12 protein-coding genes are annotated in these 22,884 nt (G+C 38.6%); 4 read left to right on the top strand and 8 right to left on the bottom strand.

Going from position 1 to position 22,884, the window contains the following annotated elements; genetic code table 11:
* Nucleotides 1–45: 45 nt before the first annotated feature.
* The 8 genes from IPJ53_10640 to IPJ53_10605 form a co-directional block, all read right to left on the bottom strand.
* The gene (locus tag IPJ53_10640) at nucleotides 46–2,994 is read right to left on the bottom strand and encodes a tetratricopeptide repeat protein (GenBank protein MBK7799563.1); all 2,949 of its coding nucleotides are present in this window, start codon (nucleotides 2,992–2,994) and stop codon (nucleotides 46–48) included.
* Between the two features lie 61 nt (nucleotides 2,995–3,055).
* Nucleotides 3,056–5,647, bottom strand: coding sequence for a tetratricopeptide repeat protein (locus IPJ53_10635; protein MBK7799562.1), 2,592 nt, complete (start codon nucleotides 5,645–5,647; stop codon nucleotides 3,056–3,058).
* A gap of 56 nt (nucleotides 5,648–5,703) precedes the next feature.
* Complete coding sequence (locus tag IPJ53_10630) at nucleotides 5,704–8,292, bottom strand: tetratricopeptide repeat protein (protein MBK7799561.1); 2,589 nt, start codon at nucleotides 8,290–8,292, stop codon at nucleotides 5,704–5,706.
* A gap of 11 nt (nucleotides 8,293–8,303) precedes the next feature.
* Nucleotides 8,304–11,054 carry a tetratricopeptide repeat protein gene (locus tag IPJ53_10625; protein ID MBK7799560.1) on the bottom strand — a complete coding sequence of 917 codons (2,751 nt, stop codon included), beginning with the start codon at nucleotides 11,052–11,054 and terminating at the stop codon, nucleotides 8,304–8,306.
* Nucleotides 11,055–11,066: 12 nt separating this feature from the next.
* Nucleotides 11,067–14,060 carry a tetratricopeptide repeat protein gene (locus IPJ53_10620; protein ID MBK7799559.1) on the bottom strand — a complete coding sequence of 998 codons (2,994 nt, stop codon included), beginning with the start codon at nucleotides 14,058–14,060 and terminating at the stop codon, nucleotides 11,067–11,069.
* A gap of 8 nt (nucleotides 14,061–14,068) precedes the next feature.
* A complete protein-coding gene (locus IPJ53_10615) occupies nucleotides 14,069–15,970 on the bottom strand; it encodes a tetratricopeptide repeat protein (protein MBK7799558.1) in 1,902 nt (633 codons plus the stop codon).
* A gap of 49 nt (nucleotides 15,971–16,019) precedes the next feature.
* Nucleotides 16,020–16,625: a hypothetical protein gene (locus IPJ53_10610; GenBank protein ID MBK7799557.1), complete on the bottom strand. Its 606-nt coding sequence runs from the start codon at nucleotides 16,623–16,625 to the stop codon at nucleotides 16,020–16,022.
* Nucleotides 16,626–16,656: 31 nt separating this feature from the next.
* Nucleotides 16,657–17,253 (bottom strand): hypothetical protein, encoded by a 597-nt coding sequence (locus tag IPJ53_10605; protein ID MBK7799556.1) that lies wholly within the window; start codon nucleotides 17,251–17,253, stop codon nucleotides 16,657–16,659.
* A 610-nt stretch (nucleotides 17,254–17,863) separates the two neighbouring features.
* Between IPJ53_10605 and IPJ53_10600 the strand changes: the two genes are divergently transcribed.
* Genes IPJ53_10600 through IPJ53_10585 form a run of 4 tightly spaced genes read left to right on the top strand, consistent with a single transcriptional unit; the run spans nucleotide 17,864 to nucleotide 22,884 of the window.
* Entirely contained in the window at nucleotides 17,864–19,888 is a 2,025-nt protein-coding gene (locus IPJ53_10600) for a caspase family protein (GenBank protein ID MBK7799555.1), read from the top strand.
* 11 nt (nucleotides 19,889–19,899) lie between these two features.
* Nucleotides 19,900–21,444 (top strand): hypothetical protein, encoded by a 1,545-nt coding sequence (locus IPJ53_10595; protein ID MBK7799554.1) that lies wholly within the window; start codon nucleotides 19,900–19,902, stop codon nucleotides 21,442–21,444.
* Nucleotides 21,445–21,460: 16 nt separating this feature from the next.
* A complete protein-coding gene (locus tag IPJ53_10590; protein MBK7799553.1) occupies nucleotides 21,461–22,048 on the top strand; it encodes a sigma-70 family RNA polymerase sigma factor in 588 nt (195 codons plus the stop codon).
* Between the two features lie 5 nt (nucleotides 22,049–22,053).
* Nucleotides 22,054–22,884, top strand: a complete 831-nt coding sequence (locus IPJ53_10585) for a hypothetical protein (protein MBK7799552.1) — start codon at nucleotides 22,054–22,056, stop codon at nucleotides 22,882–22,884.

The raw sequence follows: 22,884 nt of genomic DNA, 5'->3' as shown, positions 1-22,884 counted from the left end.
TGGTAAATATAACTAGTCTTTTCCTAATGTCCTCATTTTCAATGATTAAAATTTATCCGGAAAATATTTTTTCATCACCTCATTCCACTCTGACAGGTCGCGCAGCGGAGCGAGGTCTTCGTCTTTCTCCAATTGTTTTAAAGTACTTCCCTTTGCAATTGCCTGCTCCACGTAGGCGATTGCTTGCCTAGGATTATTTTCTAAAGTGAATACATATGCTAAACCAAGATAAGCAAGCATATAATCCTGTTCAAGTTCAATTGCTTTTAGTAAATATTGCTTAGCCAATTTATAATCGCCTTTTCTATAATATAGAATGCCCAGATGCTTTTTTGGATTGGCAAATTTTGGATTGCAACTAATAGCCTTTAAAAACAATGGTTCTGCTTTATCATATGAACCTGAATTCAAATAAATAAAGCCAAGATTATTTAGCGCATTAGATTCTGTAGAATCTAATGCCAAAACTTCATTTAAATCTTTTATTGCTCTGTCAGATTGATTTAACTCATCAAAACAAAATGCTCGGTTTATTTTTACAATAACTTGCGTCGAATCTAAGTTGAGCGATCCATTGTAATAATAAATTGCTTTATTATAGTCTTCCATCTCTCTGTAACCATCTCCTGCAGAATTCCAATATATGGTTTTAGTAGAGTCGTATGCTAGCATCTGGAGACCATATTTGATGCGAGCATTCTTATTATTATAAATTTGTTCAAAATCTATTTTGTACAGCTTTGTTTCATTGCTATTTGAATCCAATTTAAAAAATTTATCTAAAATTTCTCTTGCTCGATCCAAAGAATACTTTTTAATAAATCCAACATGAGATTTTTTATAATTTGAAATTGCTAATTCTTTTCTTCCAGTAGCCAATAAAATATCCGCATAGTTTTCTAAAATATCCGGTTCATTTGGATCTATTGTTAAAGCCTCAAGGCATGCATCTTCACCCAATTGATATTCTTTTTGAAGGTAATAGGTATGTGTTAGGTTAGCCCATAAAGGAAATTTTTTTGAGTCAATTTTTAAACTTCTTTTACAATAATATATTGCCTCATTGTACTGTCCTTTTAATTTGAAAGTATGAGCAAGGTTATTCATTAAAGTAGTATTTAGACTATCCTTTTTCAATCCTTCTTTCCAAAGTGACAAACTCTTCAATGTATCTCCTTTTTTCTCATATATTGACCCCAAGTTTATATAAATACAAGAAAAACAAAGGCCATCAGAATTAACCGATGATAGCGCTTTTTCATAATTAAAAATTGCTTTATCGGGTTGGTTGAGCCATTGATGATAAAATAGAGCTTTTGTATACCACAGGACGGCTGAAGTGGAATCTATTTCATATGCCTTTGAAAATTTTATTTCAGCAAGGGAATCTCTTTTTTCAACTTCTCTTACTCCACAATAATACCAGGCGAGGTCACAATAGGGTCTTACCCAGCCTGGTGCAGCAGCGATGGCTTTCCTTAGATAGAAGACGGCGGAATCACATGTTCCTTCTCCTTCACGCCCTTGGATATAGGCCATTCGCCAATATGCCAATGGAAAATCATTTAATAAATTTAAGGACATTCTGCATTTTTCCATCTTTAAATCTCTGGATTTTTCCAAATAAGATTCAAAAAAGTATTTTCTCGCAAGCAGACTTTTGTAGAAATAATGATCCTTACCTAAGAGTTCTGCTGCACGGTCCAGTAATTTTGGATATTTAAAGTATGTTAAACTGAGATTATCAGCATTCGTCAATGCTTTGTCAATGCCTTTGACCAATAATGAATTTAATATGAATTGGGCATCATCCTGTAATGCTGCAGCATAATTCCGTTTCAAGGTAGTATGCAATCTTGCTAATTTTGGTTCTTGTATCAATTGATTGTAATAGTTGTCAGCACATGCCGTTACTGGCTCTAAAAATATTTTATCTTTCAAAGCTTTTTTAAATAATTTATAGGTCAATCTAATTGATGAATCAACATTTGCTATGATTTCCTCTTCCATTCCCCTTGAATCAATAGAAGATAAAAACGTCGTCTGATTTGATTTGCCGGATTTTAAGGAAGCTAATATTTTAGAATCCACAAATGATAATGCATCCGTTCTATTGCCTAAGACCATTGGTACCTGACTTACCGGCGCAACCTCTGCGCTGACATGATCTTCAATATATCTTCCAGCCTCCTGGAGGTTCACAATGAGGTCATTGTTGTTGTCTGCCATACCATAAAGCGCATCGATAAGGTGATAACTAAATGCGCCACGCCCACCTCCCCATTGTTCCCCTTCGATGCTGTATTCATTTGGTTGACAGGAGAGTATTTTTATTTCGTTGGCGTATTGTTTAGCAAGATTGGCTCCGGTAATTTGTGAACCTCCTACTGAACTTCCTGCCAATTTTCCTGACCGGCATGCATCGGTTATGACGACCACTTTAGCTTTATTTTGTGCCGATAGGGTAGTGATGATGTCCTGAAACATGGGGAGCGCCAACGCACCTCCTGCCAAATAAACTCTGGATGGAGCATCCCAGCATAAGAGATAACCAGGCTGGGTAATAGTTTTCTTTTCTACATCTCCATGTCCCGAAAAATAAAGTATGACCTGATCATTTTCTTCCACCACTTCCATGAGCCAATCCAATGCCATTGCAAATTGAGCGACCGTAGCTTTCTCATTGAGTAAAACTTTCAGATGGTCCGCATCTAAATTTCCACCAGCTTTTGATTTAAGATAGTTTGCAAAAGCTTCTGCGTCTTTATCCGCAAAACGGAGATCTGGAATACCGGGATCCTGGTAGTCGGAGATACCGACTACGACGGCATAGGTGTTTTTACTTTGGTTCTCATTTATCTGTATTTTTGAGATTGGCGTTGCTCCTTTTTGTTGACTAAAAATGTAAAATGGAAATATGAAGATTCCAAGTATGGTATAAAAAAACATTATTTTACTTTGGTTAGGAAGTCTAGTATATATTGCAAATTTCATTTTCATTATTCCCAATTTATTTAGATTTTTTTTTATTATAGCATTATACCATAATAGGATTTTAATATTTGACTTTATCGGGAAAATATTTTCTCATCAAGGCATTCCATTGTTCTATTTTCTCCCGCAGCGGAGTGAGGTCTGTATCTTTTTGTAAAAAATTATAGTTGTTGTAGGTTTCGTTCTGATATGGATCTAAAAGAAGTGATTTTTCCAAAATATCAAATACATTGTCAAGTTTTTTTTGAAGACTTTGATTACAGGCAAGATTATACCATGCAAGAGCATTGATAGAATCTAATTGAATCGCTCTAAGTAATTCTTTTTCTGCATCATTGTATCGCCCCGTTTCATCATAAAAAAATCCTAATTGGGTACTGTTAGTTGCAGATGTGGAATCCATTTGAACTCCTTTTTCCAAATATTTTTGAGCATCATCACGGCGCTGAATAGTTAAATAAAACACACCTAAATTTGAGTAAATCGTTGCATCTTTCGAATCTAGATGCAAAGCCTTAATATAACTCTGTTCAGCTTCCACATTTTGTCGTTTGGCTTTATAAAGGTGGCCGAGATGTAAGTGTGGTTGCGCTTGTGTAGAATCAAGTACTATTGCTTTTTTAAACAGCTGTTCTGCCTCTATAAATTTGCGTTTACCAATGTAAAAACTACCTAAATCAATATGCGCTTTAAAATTCGTTGAATCGAGAAGTATTGCTTTTATATAATACTGCTCAGCTTCAATAGAGCGCTGTGTTTTTTTAAAAATAGTACCTAGATTATTGTAAGCTATGGCAAAAGTAGAATCGCGATGGATGGCTTTTTTGAAATATTGCTCTGCTTGATCTAGTCGCTTTTTCTTATAGTATATTGTGCCGATGGCATTGTAAGCACAAGGAAAACAAATTTCACCGCTATCAGCTGATAACAACTTTAAGTACCAATATTCGGCTTTGTTAAAATCCTCCATTTCACTATACAAATGGCCTTTGAAATACCATACCAGCAATGAATTTGAATCCAACTTGCCTGCTTTGTTGAGTGCAGCTATTGCTTTTTCATACATTTCATAATTACTATATAAAAGAGCAAGATCAACATAGGGTTTTACCCAGGAAGGTACAATCTCCATTGCCTTAAAAGCATAATATTCAGCAGAATCAAGTTTAGATAATCTATACTGATTGATCAAACCGGCATATGCATGAGGCATTTCAGATTGCCATTGTAAAGCTTGAAAATAATTTTGCTTGGCTTTTTTTGGATCTTTTTGGATACTCCCCTCAAAATAATGTTTCCTTGCTTGTAAAATTGGATACATATAATGTTCTTTTCCCAATAATTGGGCTGCGCGATCCAGATATAACGGGTAGTTTCGATAGATTACACTGGCTTTAGCTGCTGAAAGCACCTCTGACGTAAGTCCTGTTTTTAGCATTGTGTTTAGCACTTGCTGGGCATCGTCCTGCAGTGCGGCGGCGTAGTTGCGTTTCATGATGCCCTGAAGCGGTGCCAAAACTTCCACCTCGTTGAGTTGGGTGAAATATTCATCTGCCGAGTTTCCGGCAGGCGCAAAGAAACGCTTGTCCTGCACAGCCAGCTTAAAGGCCTGGTAAATTTTCTTGATGCTGGTGTCTACTTTGGCTAATATTTCCTCTTCAAATCCACGGCTTTCGGTAGCTGCAAAGACAGCCATATTTCCAGATTTATTCTTCTTCAAATCTGCCAAAATGTTTGCATTAACTGTAGCTATTCTATCGGTCTTATTGCCCAAAAGTATCGGAGCCTGGCTTTGCGGTGCGGCTTCACCGGTCAAGTGATCTTCGAGATAGCGGTCTATTTCACCCAAGGTGATCAGACCGTCGTTGTTGCGGTCAGCGAGGCCGAATAGGCCGTCTACCAGGTGATAACTAAAGACACCGCGACCGCCGCCCCATTGTTCTCCTTCAAGAGAAAATTCATTGGGTTGGCAGGAGAGGATTTTGACCTCATTGGCATATTGTTTGGCAAGACTCGCAGCAGTCAATTGGCTGCCCCCGATTTGGTTACCAGATAGTTTTCCGGCATGACAAGCATCCGTGATGACGATTACTTTAGCGAGATTCTGCGTGGATAGTGTCGTGACTACTTCCTGTAAAAAGGCCAGTGAATAGGTACCGCCTCCCATGTAAACGCGGGAAGGTGCATCCCATGCCAGCAAGAATCCAGGTTGGGAGACTGTTTTTCGCTCTACGTCGCCGTGACCGGAGAAGTAAATGATGACTTGATCATCTTTTTTTACCTTCTCGATAAGGGCATCCAAGGCTTCAGCAATACGACCAGCGGTGGCCTGAGTATTTGTCAACAATTGAAGATGATCGCCATCGAGAGCTCCACCAGCAGGAGATCGCAGAAAATTAGCAAATGCCTCCGCGTCTTTATCTGCGAAGCGCAGATCGGGAATGTCTTTGTCCTGATAGTCAGAGATACCGACGACGACGGCGTAGGTGTTTTTGAAAGCTAGCGCTGTATTGTTTTTTTCTGAGCTATTTTTTACACCTTTTTGCTGCGCAAAAACAAAAAATGGAAATATGAAGATTCCAAGTATGGTATAAAAAGACATTATTCTACTTTGGTTAGGAAGTCTATTGTTTATTACAAATTTCATTTTCATTATTCCCAATTTATTTAGATATTTTTTTTATTTTAACATTACACCATTATAGAATTTTAATATTTGACTTTATCCCCCAAAGGGGCAATAGGGAAGTATTTTTTCATCAATTCTTTCCATTTCATTTCTTTACGCAAACCATTAAGGTCATCATCATTTGAAAGTGCTTCAAAAGTTGCTCCTTTCTGAATAGCATATTCAACTTTTGCCAAAGTTCCATTTACATCACCTTGTAAAAGTAAAATGTAGGCTTGACCAAGATATCCACCGTTATAGTTTTGATCAAGGGCAATTGCATGTTCAAATCCTATTCGTGCTTCTTCCAAATGTCCTGTTCGTAAATTTAGTGTTCCCAAATGTTTTATTGAATTTGCTGCAGTAGAGTCTAAAGCAATTGCTTTTGCCAAAGCCAATCTTGCCTCATCGTACTGATGCATTTGGAGCAATGCTAAACCAAGATTATTCCATGATATAGCATTAAGCGAATCCATTTCAATAACTTTTCTGGAAATGTTAGCTGCTTCTTTATACTGAAAAATTTTCAGTTTTACCAAACCGATTTCATTCCATGGATTTACATTTGCAGAATCTAGTTCGACAACTTTTAACCAATATTTCTCTGATTTACTAAATCGATTTTGATCACGAAGTATTGCGCCGATACCGACTAAAGCATCAAGATATTTTGGATATATATTTAGACTCTTTTGGTAAGCGGATTTTGCAGGTTCATACTTTCTTTGTTGATAAAGTGAGACGCCCAAACCATACCAACCTTGAACATCCAATGAGTCAAGTTTTAGAAAAGCTTCAAACTCATGCTCGGCTTCCTCATATCGTTGCAAATTTAATAAAGAATTTCCAAGGTCAAAAGATTCTCTTAAATATGTTCCTGATTGCATCAAAGCCTTTTTTTCATGCGACTTCTGAACGTGCAGGCTCCACCATTTCCTCGCTTGTTGATGATCCCCTAGTGTTGCAAAAGAAACACCCATCCAAAAATATGTTGGCAATATTGTTGAATCAACTGCTATGGACTTCTTGTAATATTCAATACATGAAGAAACTTCTCCTCTTAAATAGTAACCATAGCCTATATCACCTAAAGCGATAGCCCAATTTGGACATAGTTCTTCAAGCCGATCTGCCATAATCCGGAAACTATCTAATTCGTAAAAAGCAAGTAAACGGTTCATTATATAGGGTGCATGCGCATCATAACTTAATCCATCCAGCAATAGTTTTCTTTGTAAATTAGCTAGTGAATCTTTTAAAATCCCTGAATAGTATTCGATTGGAAAAATTCCTGCTTTGAAATAGTTTTCTTTAGCTTTAAGTGTATTGTAAATGTAATGTTTTGGACCTAGTAATTCTGCTGCGCGTCTGAGTTTTAAGTGAATCCCTTTGACATCAATTTGACCTTGCGAATACAAGTAATCGTTCACTTTAGGATCACTTTTCAAGAGTAAGTTAATAAACTGCTGACCTTCATCCATTAGAGCTGCAGCATAATTTCTTTTTAGTGTGGAATGCAATCGCTCTAATTTGGGCTCATTTATTAATTGAGAATAATATTTTTCCGCACAAGCATTCACGGGTTCTAAAAATACTTTTTCCTTTAGTGCTTGTTTAAATAGTTTATATGTCAAGCGCACAGATGTGTCTACACTGACTAGAATATCGTCTTCCATTCCTTTTGAATCAATGGAAGATAAAAAACTCATTTGATTTGACTTTCCTGATTTTATTGAAGCCAACATTTTTGAATCCACTTTCGAAAGAGCATCAGCTCTATTTCCCAAAACCATGGGTAACTGACTGATAGGCGCAACCTCTGCGCTGACATGATCTTCAATATATCTTCCAGCCTCCTGGAGGTTAACAATGAGGTCATTGTTGTTATCTGCCAAGCCATAGAGTGCATCAATCAGGTGATAACTAAAGGCGCCTCTTCCTCCTCCCCATTGTTCTCCTTCGATAGAATATTCATTGGGTTGACAAGAGAGTATTTTTATTTCATTGGCATATTGTTTGGCAAGATTGGCTCCGGTAATTTGAGAACCTCCAACAGAACTGCCTGCCAGTTTTCCTGACCGGCAGGCATCAGTGATGACGATCACTTTAGCTTTATTTTGTGCCGATAGTGTAGTGATGATGTCCTGAAACATTGGAAGAGCTAATGCTCCACCTGCCAGATAAACCCTTGCCGGTGCATCCCAACACAACAGATAACCAGGTTGTGTAATGGTTTTCTTTTCTACATCTCCATGTCCCGAAAAATAAAGAATGACCTGATCATTTTCCTTTACCACTTCCATCAACCAATCCAATGCCATCGCAAATTGAGCGACCGTAGCTTTCTCATTGAGTAAAACTTTCAGATGGTCCGCATCTAAATTTCCACCAGCTTTTGATTTAAGATAGTTTGCAAAAGCTTCGGCATCTTTATCTGCAAAGCGAAGATCTGGAATACCGGGATCTTGATAGTCGGAGATACCGACGACGACAGCGTAGGTATTTTTAACAGTACTTGGCTGTTCGCGATTAGTCGTTAATGGTGAAGCTCCTTTATTACCATCTGTATACTGTTGCGCCTTTGCCAATAAGCAACTCAGCATTATTAAGATCAAAAAACTATATTTCATAGCTTACTTTATTAGTCTTTGAATTTATCAAGGAAGTATTTTTTCATCAATTCCTTCCACCTTTCCTCCTTCCGCATGCCTTCAAAATCGTCCCCCCCCAGTAAATAATCCAGCATAAACTCCCCGTTGTCGATGCCTTTTTCCAGGCCTTGTTCAAAGTACTTCCAGGCCAGATCTGCCTGCTTGTTTTTTAAAGCCAATTGGGCAAGGTAGATATAAGTATCCGAGTCAGCGGGTTCCATTTTCAGCGCCTTTTGGAGCGTTGTTTCGGCATCTTGAAAACGGGCGGGTATATGGGTATAAGCATTTCCTAGGATAGCTGTTAAAATCGCTATTTTAGGTCCATAAAGTATTGATTTCTGGATCATGGCCACCGATTCTTCCCAACGAAGCAGTTTTTGGTAGAGTTGTGCCAGATTTGCATAAGCCATCCAGGCGGTCGAATCAATTTTAATGATTTTTATATATTCCTGCTCTGCCTCGACATAACGGCGGGTGGCTCGATAAAGATTCCCCAGATTCAGATAGGCATCTGTATAGGTCGGATTGAGTTCAATTGCTTTTTTATAAAGCGGCGTTGCATCCCCATATCGGCGGATTTTATAGTAAAGGTTTGCAAGGCCATAATACCCGTGTAAAAAGGTCGAATCAAGTTGAAGTGTTTTTTTGTATTGATGCTCCGCATCAGTATAACGCTGAGTATTCTGGTACAAATTCCCCAGTTCCTGATAGCCATATACAAAGGTCGAATCAAGTTGAATTACTTTTTTGTATAGTTGCTCCAATTCTTTATAGCGGAGGGAAACATTATAAAGAATACCCATATACATATAGCCATCGACCTTATTCGTATCGAGTTGAATGAGTTTTTTATATACTTGCTCCGCATCGGTGTAGCGTTGATTAGCCATATAAACTATCCCCAAATTGTAGTAGGCATTATTAAATGTCGAATCGAGTTGAATGACTTTTTTGAATTGTTGCTCCGCTTCGTCATAGCGACGGGTATCCTTGTAAACATACCCCAGATTGTTATGCATACAAGGGAAACAAATATCCTCTCCAGAACTGTTAATCATCTTTTTAAACCAATATTCGGCTTTTTCAAAATTTTTGTGACTTTGGTAAAATCTCGCTTTTGCATACCAGACCAATATGGAATTGGAATCGACCTTTGTTGCCCGGTTCAACATTTCTTCTTCTTTATCAAACTGTTTTGCTTTAAGATATACCGAAGAAAGATTGAGATATGGTTTTACCCATGCCGGGGTAATTTCCATCGCTTTTCTGGTATAGTATTCGGCAGAATCGATCTGATCTACTTCATAAATGGAAATCAGCGCAGCATATGCATGCGGCATTGCTGGCTGCCAATGTAGTGCCTGAAAAAATTGCTGCTTTTTTTCAACTTCTTTTGTTTGAAGGACGCCTTCAAAATAATGTTTACGCGCCTGCAGTGTGGCAAACATATAATGGTCACTTCCCAACAATTGAGCTGCCCGCGCGAGGTAGGCCGGATAGTTTCTATAGATCACGGCAGCTTTTGCACCAGAAAGAATTTCTGAAGTCAGGCCAGTTTTGAGCATGATATTCATGACCTGTTGGGCGTCGTCTTGCAGAGCGGCGGCATAATTGCGGGTAATAGTAGAATGTAGTCGCTGCATTTTAGTGTCTGAAATAAGACGTCTGTAATAAAAATCAGCGCATGCATTATCCGGCTTCAAAAAATCTTTATCTACGATCGCTTTTTTAAAAAGTCGGTACAACTCTTTTGTTGATGTATCTAAAGTGGTTATTACATCTTCTTCAATCCCTTTGGAATCTATCGCCGACAACATTGCCATTTGATTGCTTTTCCCTGTTTGTATCGATGCCAGAATATCCGGTTTGACAGTTGCTATTTTTTCATTTCGATTTCCCAATACCATTGGCAACTGACTCACCGGTGCAACCTCAGTAGTGACGTGGTCCTCCAAGTAACGGCCTATTTCCTGTAGAGTAATAGATAAATCCTTGTTATTATCTGCAAGACCATATAATGCATTTACCAAATTGAAAGAAAAAGCGCCTCTGCCGCCGCCCCATTGTTCTCCTTCTATGGAGTATTCGTTGGGCTGGCAGGATAATATTTTGATCTCATTCGCAAATTGCTTAGAAAGATTGGAAGCAGTAGCTTGTGCGCCACCCACAGAATTACCTGCTAGTTTTCCAGAACGGCAAGCATCCGTAATGACAATCACTTTAGCTTTATTCTGAATAGAGAGTGTAGAAATAACTTCTTGCAACATCGGCAATGCAAATGCCCCACCTGCCATATAAACGCGTGCAGGAGCATCCCAACAAAGTAGAAAACCAGGCTGGGTTAAACTTTTTTTCTCTACATCGCCATGTCCGGAAAAATAAATGATGGCTTGATCACCTTCCTTGACATTTTCCCAAAGCCAATCCAGAGCATTGGCGAATTGTGCCATCGTAGCTTCTTTGTTTAATAACATTTTAAGATGATCTTTATCTAATTTACCCCCAGCTTCAGATCGCAGAAAATTGGCAAACGCCTCGGCGTCCTTATCGGCATATCTCAGGTCGGGGATGTCATTGTCCTGGTAATCGGAGATGCCGACTACGACGGCGTAGGTGGCTCCTGAAGTAGATTGCTCCGTTTTAGTTCCTAAAGGAGATGCTCCCCTCCCTACGGAGGAGGCAGGCTTATTTTGTGAAAACGCCAGAAAAGGCAATAACATAATGAGGACAATGTATTTCATGAATCTACTTTTTTAGTCTTTGAATTGGTTGGGGAAGTGTTTTTTCATCAGGGCTTTCCAGCGCTCTCCATGGGCGCGGAGGGGGACTAGGTCGGTGTCTTGCTGCATCCAGTCATAGTCCTTCCAGCCGTTGGTCAGCGACAGCTCGAGGGACTCGAAGGCCTTGTCCAGCTCTCCTTTCAGGCTTTGCTCGCAGGCGAGGTTGTAGTAGACCTGATCGGCAAAATGCTTTTTCATCAATGCATCCCACTGCTCCTTTTGGGCTCGCAGTGGGGCGAGGTCGGGGTGAGTTTGCAAGCCTTGATAATCGTTGAAGCCCTTTTGGATGGCTTGTTCCAGATAGGAAAATGCCGCTTGCAAGTCGCCCATTTTGATTTTTAAACTGGCGTAGTTTCGGTAAGTGGGCATGAAGTCGGCATTCAGAGTAAATGCCTTGCGGTACATTTTTTCGGATTCGTCGTATCGGTTGGTTTCCCGATAGATGTTGCCGAGGTTGTTCCAGCCGGCAATGAAGGTGGAATCCGCTGTAACAATGCGCCAAAAAATAGGCTCCGCTTCGGCGTAGCGCTGGGTTTTGAAGTACAAAAACCCGAGACCGTTCCAAGGACTGAGCAACGTCGAATCCAGCGAAATGGCTTTTTTTAAAACCGGTTCTGCTTCAGAGTACCGCTTACTATTGTTGAGCAATAATCCCAGGTTGTTTAATGGCTCTTTAAACGTCGAATCCAGCGCAATGGCTTTTTTAAAATTTGGCTCCGCTTCAGCGCTGCGTCCGGTATTGTTATACAAAGAACCAAGATTGTTCCAAGCACGGGCATATGTCGAATCCAACATAATGGCTTTTTTCAAAACCTGTTCCGCTTCGATGTAGCGGCGGGTACTTTGATATAAACTACCCAGGTTGCTCCAGGAACTGGAATTTGTAGAATCCAACACAATGGCTTTTTTCAAAACCGGCTCTGCTTCTGAGTAGCGGCGCGTTATTTGATACAAATAGCTGAGGTTAACCCAACTCTGGAAGTTTGTCGAATCTACCGCAATTGCTTTTTTCAAAACCGGCTCTGCTTCAGAGAAACGACTGGTCATGTTGTACACAGCCCCGAGGTTTCCCAAGACCGAGATATGTGTGGAATCCAGTTCTAAAGCCCTTTTCAAGCTCAACTCTGCTTCATCATATCGGCGGGTTATGAGGTGCAAATAACCTAGGTTGTTCCATAATGCACAATTTATAGAATCTAGAGCAAGGGCTTTTTTTAATTGCCTTTCTGCTTCTGAGTATTTTTTCTCACCAATACTTAATGAAGCCCAATTATACAAAACTTCTTCTGAATCAGAATCTACCAGGCTTGCCATCTCCATAAACCTCCTTGCTCGGTCATATTGCTTGATTTCGATAATAAGCACACTAGCGGCATCCAGAATGGGCTTTGTCCAGTTTGGATAAAGCTTGAGAGCCTTTCGGGTATAATATTCGAGTGAATCGGGTTGCCGGAAGCTATAACCGAACACTTGACTAATCTGCCAATATACCTGTGGCTGTTCTTGTTGCCATTTTAGTGACTGGCGGAAAAGTAATAAAGCTCGTTCACCTAATTCTGCGTTAGGGTTTCTGTTTGAATTGGCCAGAAGGTAGCCTTCGAAAAAATATTGCCGGGCTTTCAGGGCAGCGTACATGTAGTGCTTGCTGCCCAGTAGTTCGGCCGCACGTTCGAGACAACGAGGGTAGTTCTTGACTTTTTCCGTGAATACCTTTAGTGGCAAACGATCACTGGCCATGGCTCCGAGGGATACTTCCTGGCTGGTTTTCAACCACTCGTTCAGGGTCTGTTGCGCATCGTCCTGCAGGGCGGCGGCATAGTTGCGGGCCATGGTGGAGTGCAGGCGTTGCATCTTCGGCTCGACTATCAGGCGCTCGTAATAGGCATCGGCGCAGGCAATTGCAGGTTCCCTTGCATTGGGGACAAGGAAGACCTTGTCCTTCAACGCCTTTTTGAACAAGCGGTACAGTTCCCGCACGGTTGTGTCCACACTCGCCAGCACCTCGTCCTCTATACCACGTGTCTCAATGGGGGAGAGCATTTGCATCTGGCTGGTTTTGCCGGAGCGCAGGGCAGACAATAGTTTGGCGTCCACGGTGGCGAGTCGTTCGCTGCGGTTGCCCATCACCATGGGCACCTGACTCACTGGAGCCACCTCGGCAGTTACGTGGTCTTCCAGGTAGCGCCCTACCTCCTGTAGGGTAACGGAGAGATCGTTGTTGCCATCGGCCAAACCATATAGAGCATTTACCAGATTGTAGGAAAAAGCACCGCGGCCACCGCCCCACTGCTCGCCCTCGATACTGTACTCCTCAGGCTGACAGGAGAGGATTTTGATCTCGTTGGCGTATTGGCGGGCGAGGTTGGAACCCGTTACTTGCGATCCACCCACCGAGCTACCTGCTAGTTTTCCGGAGCGGCAGGCGTCAGTGATGACGACCACTTTTGCTTTGTTTTGGGCAGATAGGGTGGTTACCACATCCTGAAACATCGGAAGAGCAAAAGCACCACCACCCATGTACACCCTGGAGGGTGCATCCCAACAAAGCAAGTATCCAGGCTGCGTGATGCTTTTTTTCTCCACATCGCCATGGCCGGAGAAATAGATAATGGCCAGATCTCCCTCTTTACTCACTTCCCAAAGCCAGTCGAGGGCTGCAGCAAACTGCCCCATCGTGGCCTCCTTGTTGGTCAGCACCTTGAGGTGGTCCCCATCGAGTGACCCACCTGCAGGCGATCGAAGAAAATTAGCAAACGCCTCCGCATCCTTATCGGCAAAGCGCAGATCGGGAATGTCTTTGTCCTGGTAGTCGGAGATACCTACAACGACGGCATAGGTATTTTTATGGATAGAATTCTGAAGTTCATTATTACCAATGGGAGATACTCCTTTTGAATTCTGCTTTACCGATTGAGAATATAGAATGCTGAAAAAACAAAGATGAACAGTTAAAAAAAAATATTTCATTGGTTCGTTTATTTTTTGTTCAGATGATTTGGAAAATATTTGGACATCAATTGTTCAAATTCAAGGGATTTCCTTAAATTATTGAAATCAGCATCCTGATAGATGTAATCAGGCTCGTTAAACCCTAACCGGCAAGCATTTTCAAGCAATTTAATGGCAGCAGGAATTTCATTTTGGATCGATCTTATACAAGCAAGATTGTAATAGGCTTCTGAATATTTTGGCTCAAGTTTTATAGCACGAACAAAACACCCTTCAGCATCTTCAAAATTATTATTACGCAAATACGCTGTTCCAAGGCTATTCCATGCAAAAACATTCGTCTCATTTAATCTTGTCGCTATCTTTCCATATTTAATGGATTCCAGTGGACTGTTAGTACTTAATTTGCTGAGATTTGAGTAGGGAATGCTCCAACTGGGGGTGAGTTCAATGGCTTGCAATAAATATTTTTTTGCCAATTCTGGTTGGTTCGTACTCGCATAAATGTTGGCAATTTCATTATGTATAAAAGAGGCTTCCGGTTCAAATTCCAAACCTTTAAATTCCATATCTAAAGCTTCTGAAAATAAGCTTTCATCTTTTTGGTCAATGGCTTCAAATCTTTTATTCAATCCCAAAAAATAGTATTTTTTAGCTTCCAAAATTTTATACATAAAATTTTGGGGTCCTGAAAGTTGAATTGATTTATCAAGGTAGGCAGGGTATTTTCGGTATTTATCTTTAAAATTACTTCTCCTGAGTAATTCTTTCGAATCAGCATTCAGATATGCATTGATTGCTTGTTGAGTTTCATCCTGCAATGCGGCGCTTAGTTTTCTCTTGAAATCTGAATTCAATGATTTTATTTCTTCATGGCTTGCCAAAGAGTCCAACAGCATTGATGCGCTTGGTTCGTCTGGAGGCATCAGATGTCCAAGCTTTATGGTGATCAGAAAATTTTGATAAAGGTCTTTGATGTTTTGATTTAGTCCTGAGATTATTCTTTGTTCCTTCTCTGTGCTTTCAGATTTTAGAATGGAAGGGAAAGATGGGAAGTCTTGATTTTGTATGTTCTTCATAAGCGCCATATCTACCTCTGAAATATGGTAATTTAACTTTGAGCAAGCTAAATACAGCAATCCTGATCCTGTTTCCTTTGGTACTTTCAATTGGCTAAAATAATCGCCGATTTCTTTGAAACTAACCTGCATGTTTTTATTCTGGTCTGCCAATCCTAACAAGGCATCCATCAGATGATGGTTTAAATTAATTTTTGCTGAATTCAATTCAGATAAATCGACATTTGGATCCGTAGCTTTGTGATTAAAAAACACCTCGTTTTTAAAAATTGCTTTTCTTTTATCAAGTGGAATTGGATTTTCAAAGTTGTAATTGGACTGTCGAGAATAAAGATGGTGAATGATCAAATAGGGATTTTTTTTTGTTTTGATCAATTGTGCAAAATGTTGCATCATAGGGTAGGAGCCTGCGCGGACGGCATCAGAAGGAGTGTCGTTAAAGTAAAAGAAATCAAGTAAACTCTCAGGTCTTAATTTTTCTGCACCATATCCTGTAAAATATAAAATTATGCCATCATTTTTAGTAGTGATTTGGGCAAGCATATTGATGGCATTTGCAACCCTGGAAAGTGTTGCCTGTTCATCTGTGAGCAGTATTACGTTTTCCTGAGGAAGATTTCCACCACTTTTGGAATAGAGGAAGGCTGCAAAAGTTTCTGCATCCCTTCTGGCATCTTTGAGGTCTGCAATTGCGGGATCCTGATAATTAGAAATACCCACGACAATGGCGTAGGTATTTTTTGGTTTGTTATTAAGAGGTTTATTGAAATGAAAAACATCTTTTTCTTTACACTCAATTATGGTTATTTGAAAACAAAAATAGAATAATAAGAAAAAGATGTTTTTCATATATGGAAGATATAGAAATCAAAGGGAAAATATTTTTCCCTTGTAGATATTATTTGGTTGTCTGGTTGTTGCACCAGATTACCATGTCTTTGCAGGCTGTTTCTCTACAGGCTTGTCTTGGTTGCAACTGTTCTTCACAGGCGCAGTATTTTGCGGCATTGCATGGATCCGCGCTGCTCATGCTGTGGCAGAAGTCGTTGATGAGTTCAACCACACAAGAAGATGGCTTTGCATTTAAAGTTTCACCCTTTTGTAGATTGGTATTCTTTTGCAGGGCAAAAAACTCCGTGCCGGATCCTAATTTACATGCTTGAGCAGCATTGTATTTGATGGATCTTTTAAATCCATCAGCATCCACTTTGGTGATTTTGTTATTTGCTCCAATCACCACAAATTTTCTAGGCATCAAGGCTCTTTTTACTTCAACGATGTCATTTCCACATTTTGAATAGATAATGCCGGTGTAAATTAATTCCTCAGGATTTACTGAACTGGAACCCTCTATAACTTTGGGTTTTCCGGCTTTCATTCCAGGTTTGGTGGTTTGAGTAGGTGGTGTAGACTTTTTTAAATCCTGTCCAAATAGATTAACGTTGGTTAAGTTGAATGCTAATAGCAAACAAAAGGAAAGAGATAATTTTGTAATTGAATTCATTGTTTGTAAATTTATAGTTTATAAAATTAAATTAATCTTCTTTGAAGTCAGGACAGATCATGACCATGTCCTTGCAGCCAGGGTTGCCACATGCACCATAAGTCTCACCTTCACATGAACACATTATAGAGCTGCTGCAATTTTTTGCATATCTTTCCAAATTACAATCTTTGGTCATTTCTTGAGCACAATTGGTTGGAATGGCCCTTGAGTGGGATTTTCCTTGAATATTGGCGTCTTTGGTAAGTGAAATAAAGAAATACTCTTTTCCTGCGCCATCAGGTTCTTTGCACAAACTGGTTGGTTTGTAATTCATAGCAGTTTTAAAGCCGGCAACATCCACTTTACTTACCTTTCGGTCGCTCCCAAAAGTCAACAATTTTCTAGGTAAGGCAGCCCTTTTTACTTCTCGCAATTCCTTTCCGCACTTTATGTAGATAATGCCTGTGTAAACCAATTCGTCCGGATTAATCGAGACACTTGATTTTAAAGTTCCCTTTTTTGGTTTTTCAACGGATTTGGAATCTTTGGAAAGTGGGGTGATTTTTTGATCTTGCGCAAAAGAAATGTTCAGGCAAAATGCAAGTAAAAAATTAAGAATTACGCAGTTAATTGATTTTAAATTCATAAGTATTTATTTTTTAGTTTCAGAAATTATTTATTATATTTTAATGCACATAAGTAGAGTACTGGTTTTTTATTTTGGTTATCACTTTAATTTATTTTTATTTGTTTATTATATTTTATAACCTGTCAATTTTTATAAACCTCAAGATTGAACCGTTTTAAAAACTTGCTTTACTTGAGGTATTTGTTTTTCTGGATTTAGAGTGTTTTCAGATTTAGAGCATTTCTGGGTTTAAATTTTAGAGTTTAATATTAAGTCTCACAAGGACAATTTTAGAAATTTTTAATCTTTGTCAATTAGTAAGCGATTAATAATCAAATTGTTAGCTAAAAGTCAGGCCATAGAAATCGCTCTTGAGCCAAAATTCAGCCATTCCAAATGCAATCTAAAATGTTTTTTGGATAATATACAATGTTGCCTTATCTTTAATTTACACCTTTGTTGAGTTTGTTTTTGACTGTAAATCCTGTAAATAGACTAATTTTAAACTTACAATCCTTCATGTGAACATATTGTTTTCCACTAAGTATTGAAATTATTACCTCAAACTGATAACCATTACCTAAAATATGGCATATAGGGTTGATATTACAAGTTATATATTTGAAACATGAAAAATATTAATTCATTCGTATTCTTTCTTTATTCACTGACCTTGGTTTTGACATTTGCCATAACCAGTGTTTCCGGACAGGGGCAGACAAAAAAGGCGATGTTGATTGGAGTAGGCAGTTATCCTGAGTCTGGAGGATGGGCTTCAATTAATTCTGCCAACGATATAAAGCTGATTAAAACTGCATTGGAAAGTCAAGGTTTTAAAGCTGAGCATATAGCGGAAATCAGTGACTCAAAAGCAACCCGTCAGGGAATCTTAGCTGCAATAAAAAACGACTTGTTGCCAAAGGTTAAAGCCGGGGATATGGTTTATTTTCAATTTTCAGGGCATGGTCAGCAACGACCGGACAAAGACGGAGATGAAATTGATGGATTGGATGAATGTATTGTTCCTTATGATTCTCCAAAAAAATTCAAACCAGGTGTATATGAAGGGGAGAATTTGATAACGGATGATGAGCTTAATCAAAATCTCACTCAGATAAGAGAAAAACTTGGGCCCAATGGTCAGCTTTTGGTAGTTTTGGATGCCTGTCATTCAGGAACAGGAACAAGAGGCTCAGTGCTCGCCCGCGGAACCACTGAAGTGATGGCAAGTGAAGAGTATCTAAAACGGAATCAACAAGTAGTGCTCAAGAAAGACAATAATGAATTGCAGCAAAAAGGAACTGTCACTAATTCCGTAAAACTTTCGCCCATGGTGGCATTCTTTGGATCAGCACAGAATCAACTTAATTATGAAATGACGACTGAAACCGGTGAACATTACGGTTCACTTACTTATGCTCTGTCAAAATGGTTGGTAAAGGCAAAGCCAGAAGAGTCTTACAGAGCTCTTTATGATAAAATAAGAGTGGAAATGAGTGTGATCGCACCGCTTCAACAACCTCAGGCAGAAGGGGAGTTAGATCTTGAAATTGCCAATGGTAAACTATTGGGCAAAGCTTCTTACTATCAGGCTGTTAATGTTTTTTCAGAAACCGAGCTCAGTATCAATACCGGGGAACTGAATGGTGTGTTTAAAGGATCAGAAGTTGCCTTGTTCCCACCCGATACAAGAGACCTGGATCATGCCAAGCCTTTTGTAACAGGAAAAATAACCAAAAGCTTTCCAACTTCTTCTTCAGTAACTTTAGATTCAGCTATAGATAAAAATATCATTAAATCCTCCTGGATTTACATTACCCAAAAAAATCTTGGAGTAATATCTTTACGTATAGGAATCGATATTGCAGATCCTGATTTGGGGAGGCAAATTGAGGATATCTTATTTAGCAAACCATACCTTGTTAAAGATCTGCAAGCACCCAAAATTTGGGTAAGTTATGTTCCACATTCAGATACTGATGGTGCTCTAGTTATAAAAACATTGGATCATTATACACTTGACAGTATAGCGATTTATAAAGCTCAATTGCCAAAGAGTTTATCTTTTAAAATTCATAAAAAATTAAAAGAATATTTACATGGAGATTTTATTCGAAAGCTTGAATTGGAAGGATCTGATATAAAAGTTAGCTTTAAAATCATCCCATTGGATAGTATTGTTGATGAAAAGGATGTAGATAATTTAAAGTACTTAAATGTAGATATTTCAGGATCAAAACAGTTATCGTTAAGTACTAAGGTCAAAATACTGATTGTCAACGAAGGTATAAAACCCGCTTATTTTACTTTACTAGATGTTCAACCTGACAATGTAATCAATGTGTTACTGCCATCGGGAGCTGCTACCCCGGAAGAGATGCGGATCCTTCCTGATCAGAAAATATTATTCCCGGTTGAATTTGAAATAGGTGTGCCATTGGGGAATGAGGTCTTTAAACTAATAAGTTCTGATAAGCCTATTGACCTCAAAGCAACCTTAGGGACAAGAGGTGGAGTTCAACAAAGTCCATTTGAAAAATTATTCAACGAAACTAAATCAGAAGATTCAATGCAAACGAGAGGAGGAAAACCTGTGAGTTTTCCTATGTCTGAAATAAACATTTATTCCGATTCATTTATCATAATTAAATAAAGTTTAAATTTATGAAATTCTTATTCTTTGCCCTTCTTTACTCATTTGGCTCTTTAATACAGGCTCAGGATCTGCATATATATTACAACCTGTACAAGGACAGCTTGTGGTATGAAAAGAACGGAAAGCCAACAAAAGAGCTTGCTGTGAAGCGTGGAAAACAAATATATCTTCATCTGGTGGAATACAACAACTATATTTATCAGTCTGAGATTGAAACAACCTTTCATACTACTCCTCCTCCGGGTTATGAAAACGAATCCAATAGCTTCCTGGGTCTTATGCCAACATTAATCGGTAGTTTGGTGCCTGGTGGAGGGGCTGGTCTGCCTATGATGAATATGCCAGTCTTTGGGAGTATTTTGTCTGCACTATCTGGTCCTAATGCATTGAACTCATCTCGGGGTGATCAGGAAGATCTCGAAGCTTATAAAGGTTTGTTAAAAGAAATGGAATCAGAGAGCATTGAAATAAATAATCAACTTACAGAGATCAATAAAAGGCTCAAATCTTCAAGTCTATTATTGGGCGATATGAGTTTTGTAAACAGCCTCTCGCTAAATTCCAATATCGCGCCTTCCGTGATCAAAGAACTTTTAATGACTTACTACAATGAAGCATTGATGATAGAGGAAGGAACTTCGTTCAACATTAAGGATATTTCAGAATTGAATTTAAAATTGCAAGAACTACCAATGTTGCAAACGAATGTGGCATCAAAAGTGAACCAATACAATAAAAAGCTTTCTGAATTAAGACGTTTACACAACAATCTTAAAAATTCCGACCATGGAATTGAAGCACTCTATCCTTTGCTCAAACAATACGACCAGCAGCAAAATGCAATATCTGGTTCAGTAGCAGCGCTTGAAAATAAGGTGGCTTTGGTAAAAAATAGTAGCGAAGTTGATCACTTAGGTGCCATCCAAAAAGTGTATATTAAATACATGGAAACCATCAACAATAACTTTTCTATTACTTACCATACAGAGGCAACCAGCAAGTTCATTTTGTATGAATTAAAAGTTTATTTGAGGGATTCAAATGTCAATTCAACATTAGCTCCTGAAAGTAGCCTCCAGATATTTAAAACATTAAAACTAAAAATCAATACATACGGAAATTTTGGGGTGTCTACCTCAATGGGAATACAGGGTGCTGCATTTAATAATACACCACAAACTTATTATGTGCAAAACAATGTTTTGACAGCAGAGGATGCAGATAAATACGTCCCTTTGATCAGTTCTATGGTAAATTTAAGTTATCAATTGAAATCTTCTGTAACGCCAGCACTTTCACTCGGTTTTGGAGTGCCTTTGACCAATCAGCAGGCTACTGATAAGTTGGCATTTTTTGTTGGCCCAAGTATAATGATTGGAAAATCCCAGGATCTGGTTATTTCAGGAGGATTTATGTTTTCGAAGGTGAAGCGGTTATCTAAAAATTTTCAAGTAGGGGATGAAATTGTAATTGGAGATGGCATTATACCTACAGAAGGTAAGTTAGAAAGTGGATATTTTCTAGGGATTTCCTACAATTTGGGTGGTAAGTAATTAAATAATTGACAACATGAACCAGGCAAATAACTTAAGCACTGATCTAAATACCACATTGTATTCAAATGATGATCAAATTGAAATTAAAATTGGTACTTTGTATAAATCTTATTTTCCATTGGTCATGCAATACATTGTAAACAATAGTGGGAATGTTGATGACGCTAAGGACATATTTCAGGAAGTGGCGCTTTTGTATTACAAAATATGTCAAAAGAAGGAGCCCGGTCAGATTACTAATGAAAAGTATTATATACTTGGCATGACAAAAAATATTTGGCTAAAAAAATTAAGAGATAAAGGTCGATATATAAATGTAGAGTTTAATGATCATGATGATTCCATTGCAGCAATAGATGAAATGCCTGAACTTATACAAACCAATGCGCTAATTGACCTCGTACTGAATAAATTAACTGAAATTAGTGAGGAATGCAGGAAAATAATTTATGGTGCGTTTTACCTGAAGCAATCTGCTGTAGAAATAGCTCATGCTACAGGATACAGTGAGAGCTTCATAAAGGTAAAAAAATACCGTTGTTTGCAGGGACTCAAAAGATTGGTTTCCGGGTCCCCGGATTTTAAAAATCTTCAATCTTAAATATTATGGACAGGATTATACAAATGGAAGAAGACGTCGTTCGATATTTGGAAGGTGAAATGAGTAAGGAAGAAATCTCAATTTTTGAAAAAAGATTGGAATCTGAACCGGAGCTCAACAATCTATTGTTGGAATATCGTGGTGTTCTGAATGGGGTAGAATATTGGGGAGATGAACAGGTGAAAGCTACAATTGCTAAAGTCCAAAAAGATCTGGAAGTACAGGATTTCTTCAATAATACCAATGCTACCTCTGGAAATTATTTTTTAAAGAGCGGCAATCAAATCAAGTCTGCCATTAAGTTTTTAGTTGCTGCATGTATTCTGAGTGCTGTTGCTTTCTCTGTCTTTATTTGGTTGACACCGGCCAAGATAAATGGGGTGGAATTGTTTTCTTTTTATAACAAGGTGGACAAAAATCAAATACAAAAGGATATTGAAAAATTCAATGTTTCTGGCCTGATTGCTGGAGCTCAGGCTGAAGATACCATAAAGCAAGCTTTGATTTACCTGGCTGAAGGGAATTACAAAGCGTCTTCTATATTGTTGGAATCTTTTAATGCTGAAAAATCTGGAATTCCTTTGGTGCAATTTTATTTGGGGCTTAGTTATTTGAATTTAGAGATGTATGATAAATCGGAATCTTTTTTTAAAAATCTGTGCAAGCTAAATGGTTTTGAACTTAGAAATGATGCCTGCTGGTATTATGCTTTGCAGATGGTTCGCAGAAATCAAAATACAGAGATAGCAAAATCAATATTGCTTGAATTGTCTTCAAACACTTCATTTAATAAGGCATCTGACGCGAAGGAATTATTAGAAAAATTGGATAATTGA

Origin of the sequence: Candidatus Vicinibacter affinis, from assembly GCA_016714365.1 — a bacterium.
Lineage (GTDB): Bacteria > Bacteroidota > Bacteroidia > Chitinophagales > Saprospiraceae > Vicinibacter > Vicinibacter affinis.
This window is presented reverse-complemented; position numbering and strand designations above follow the sequence as displayed.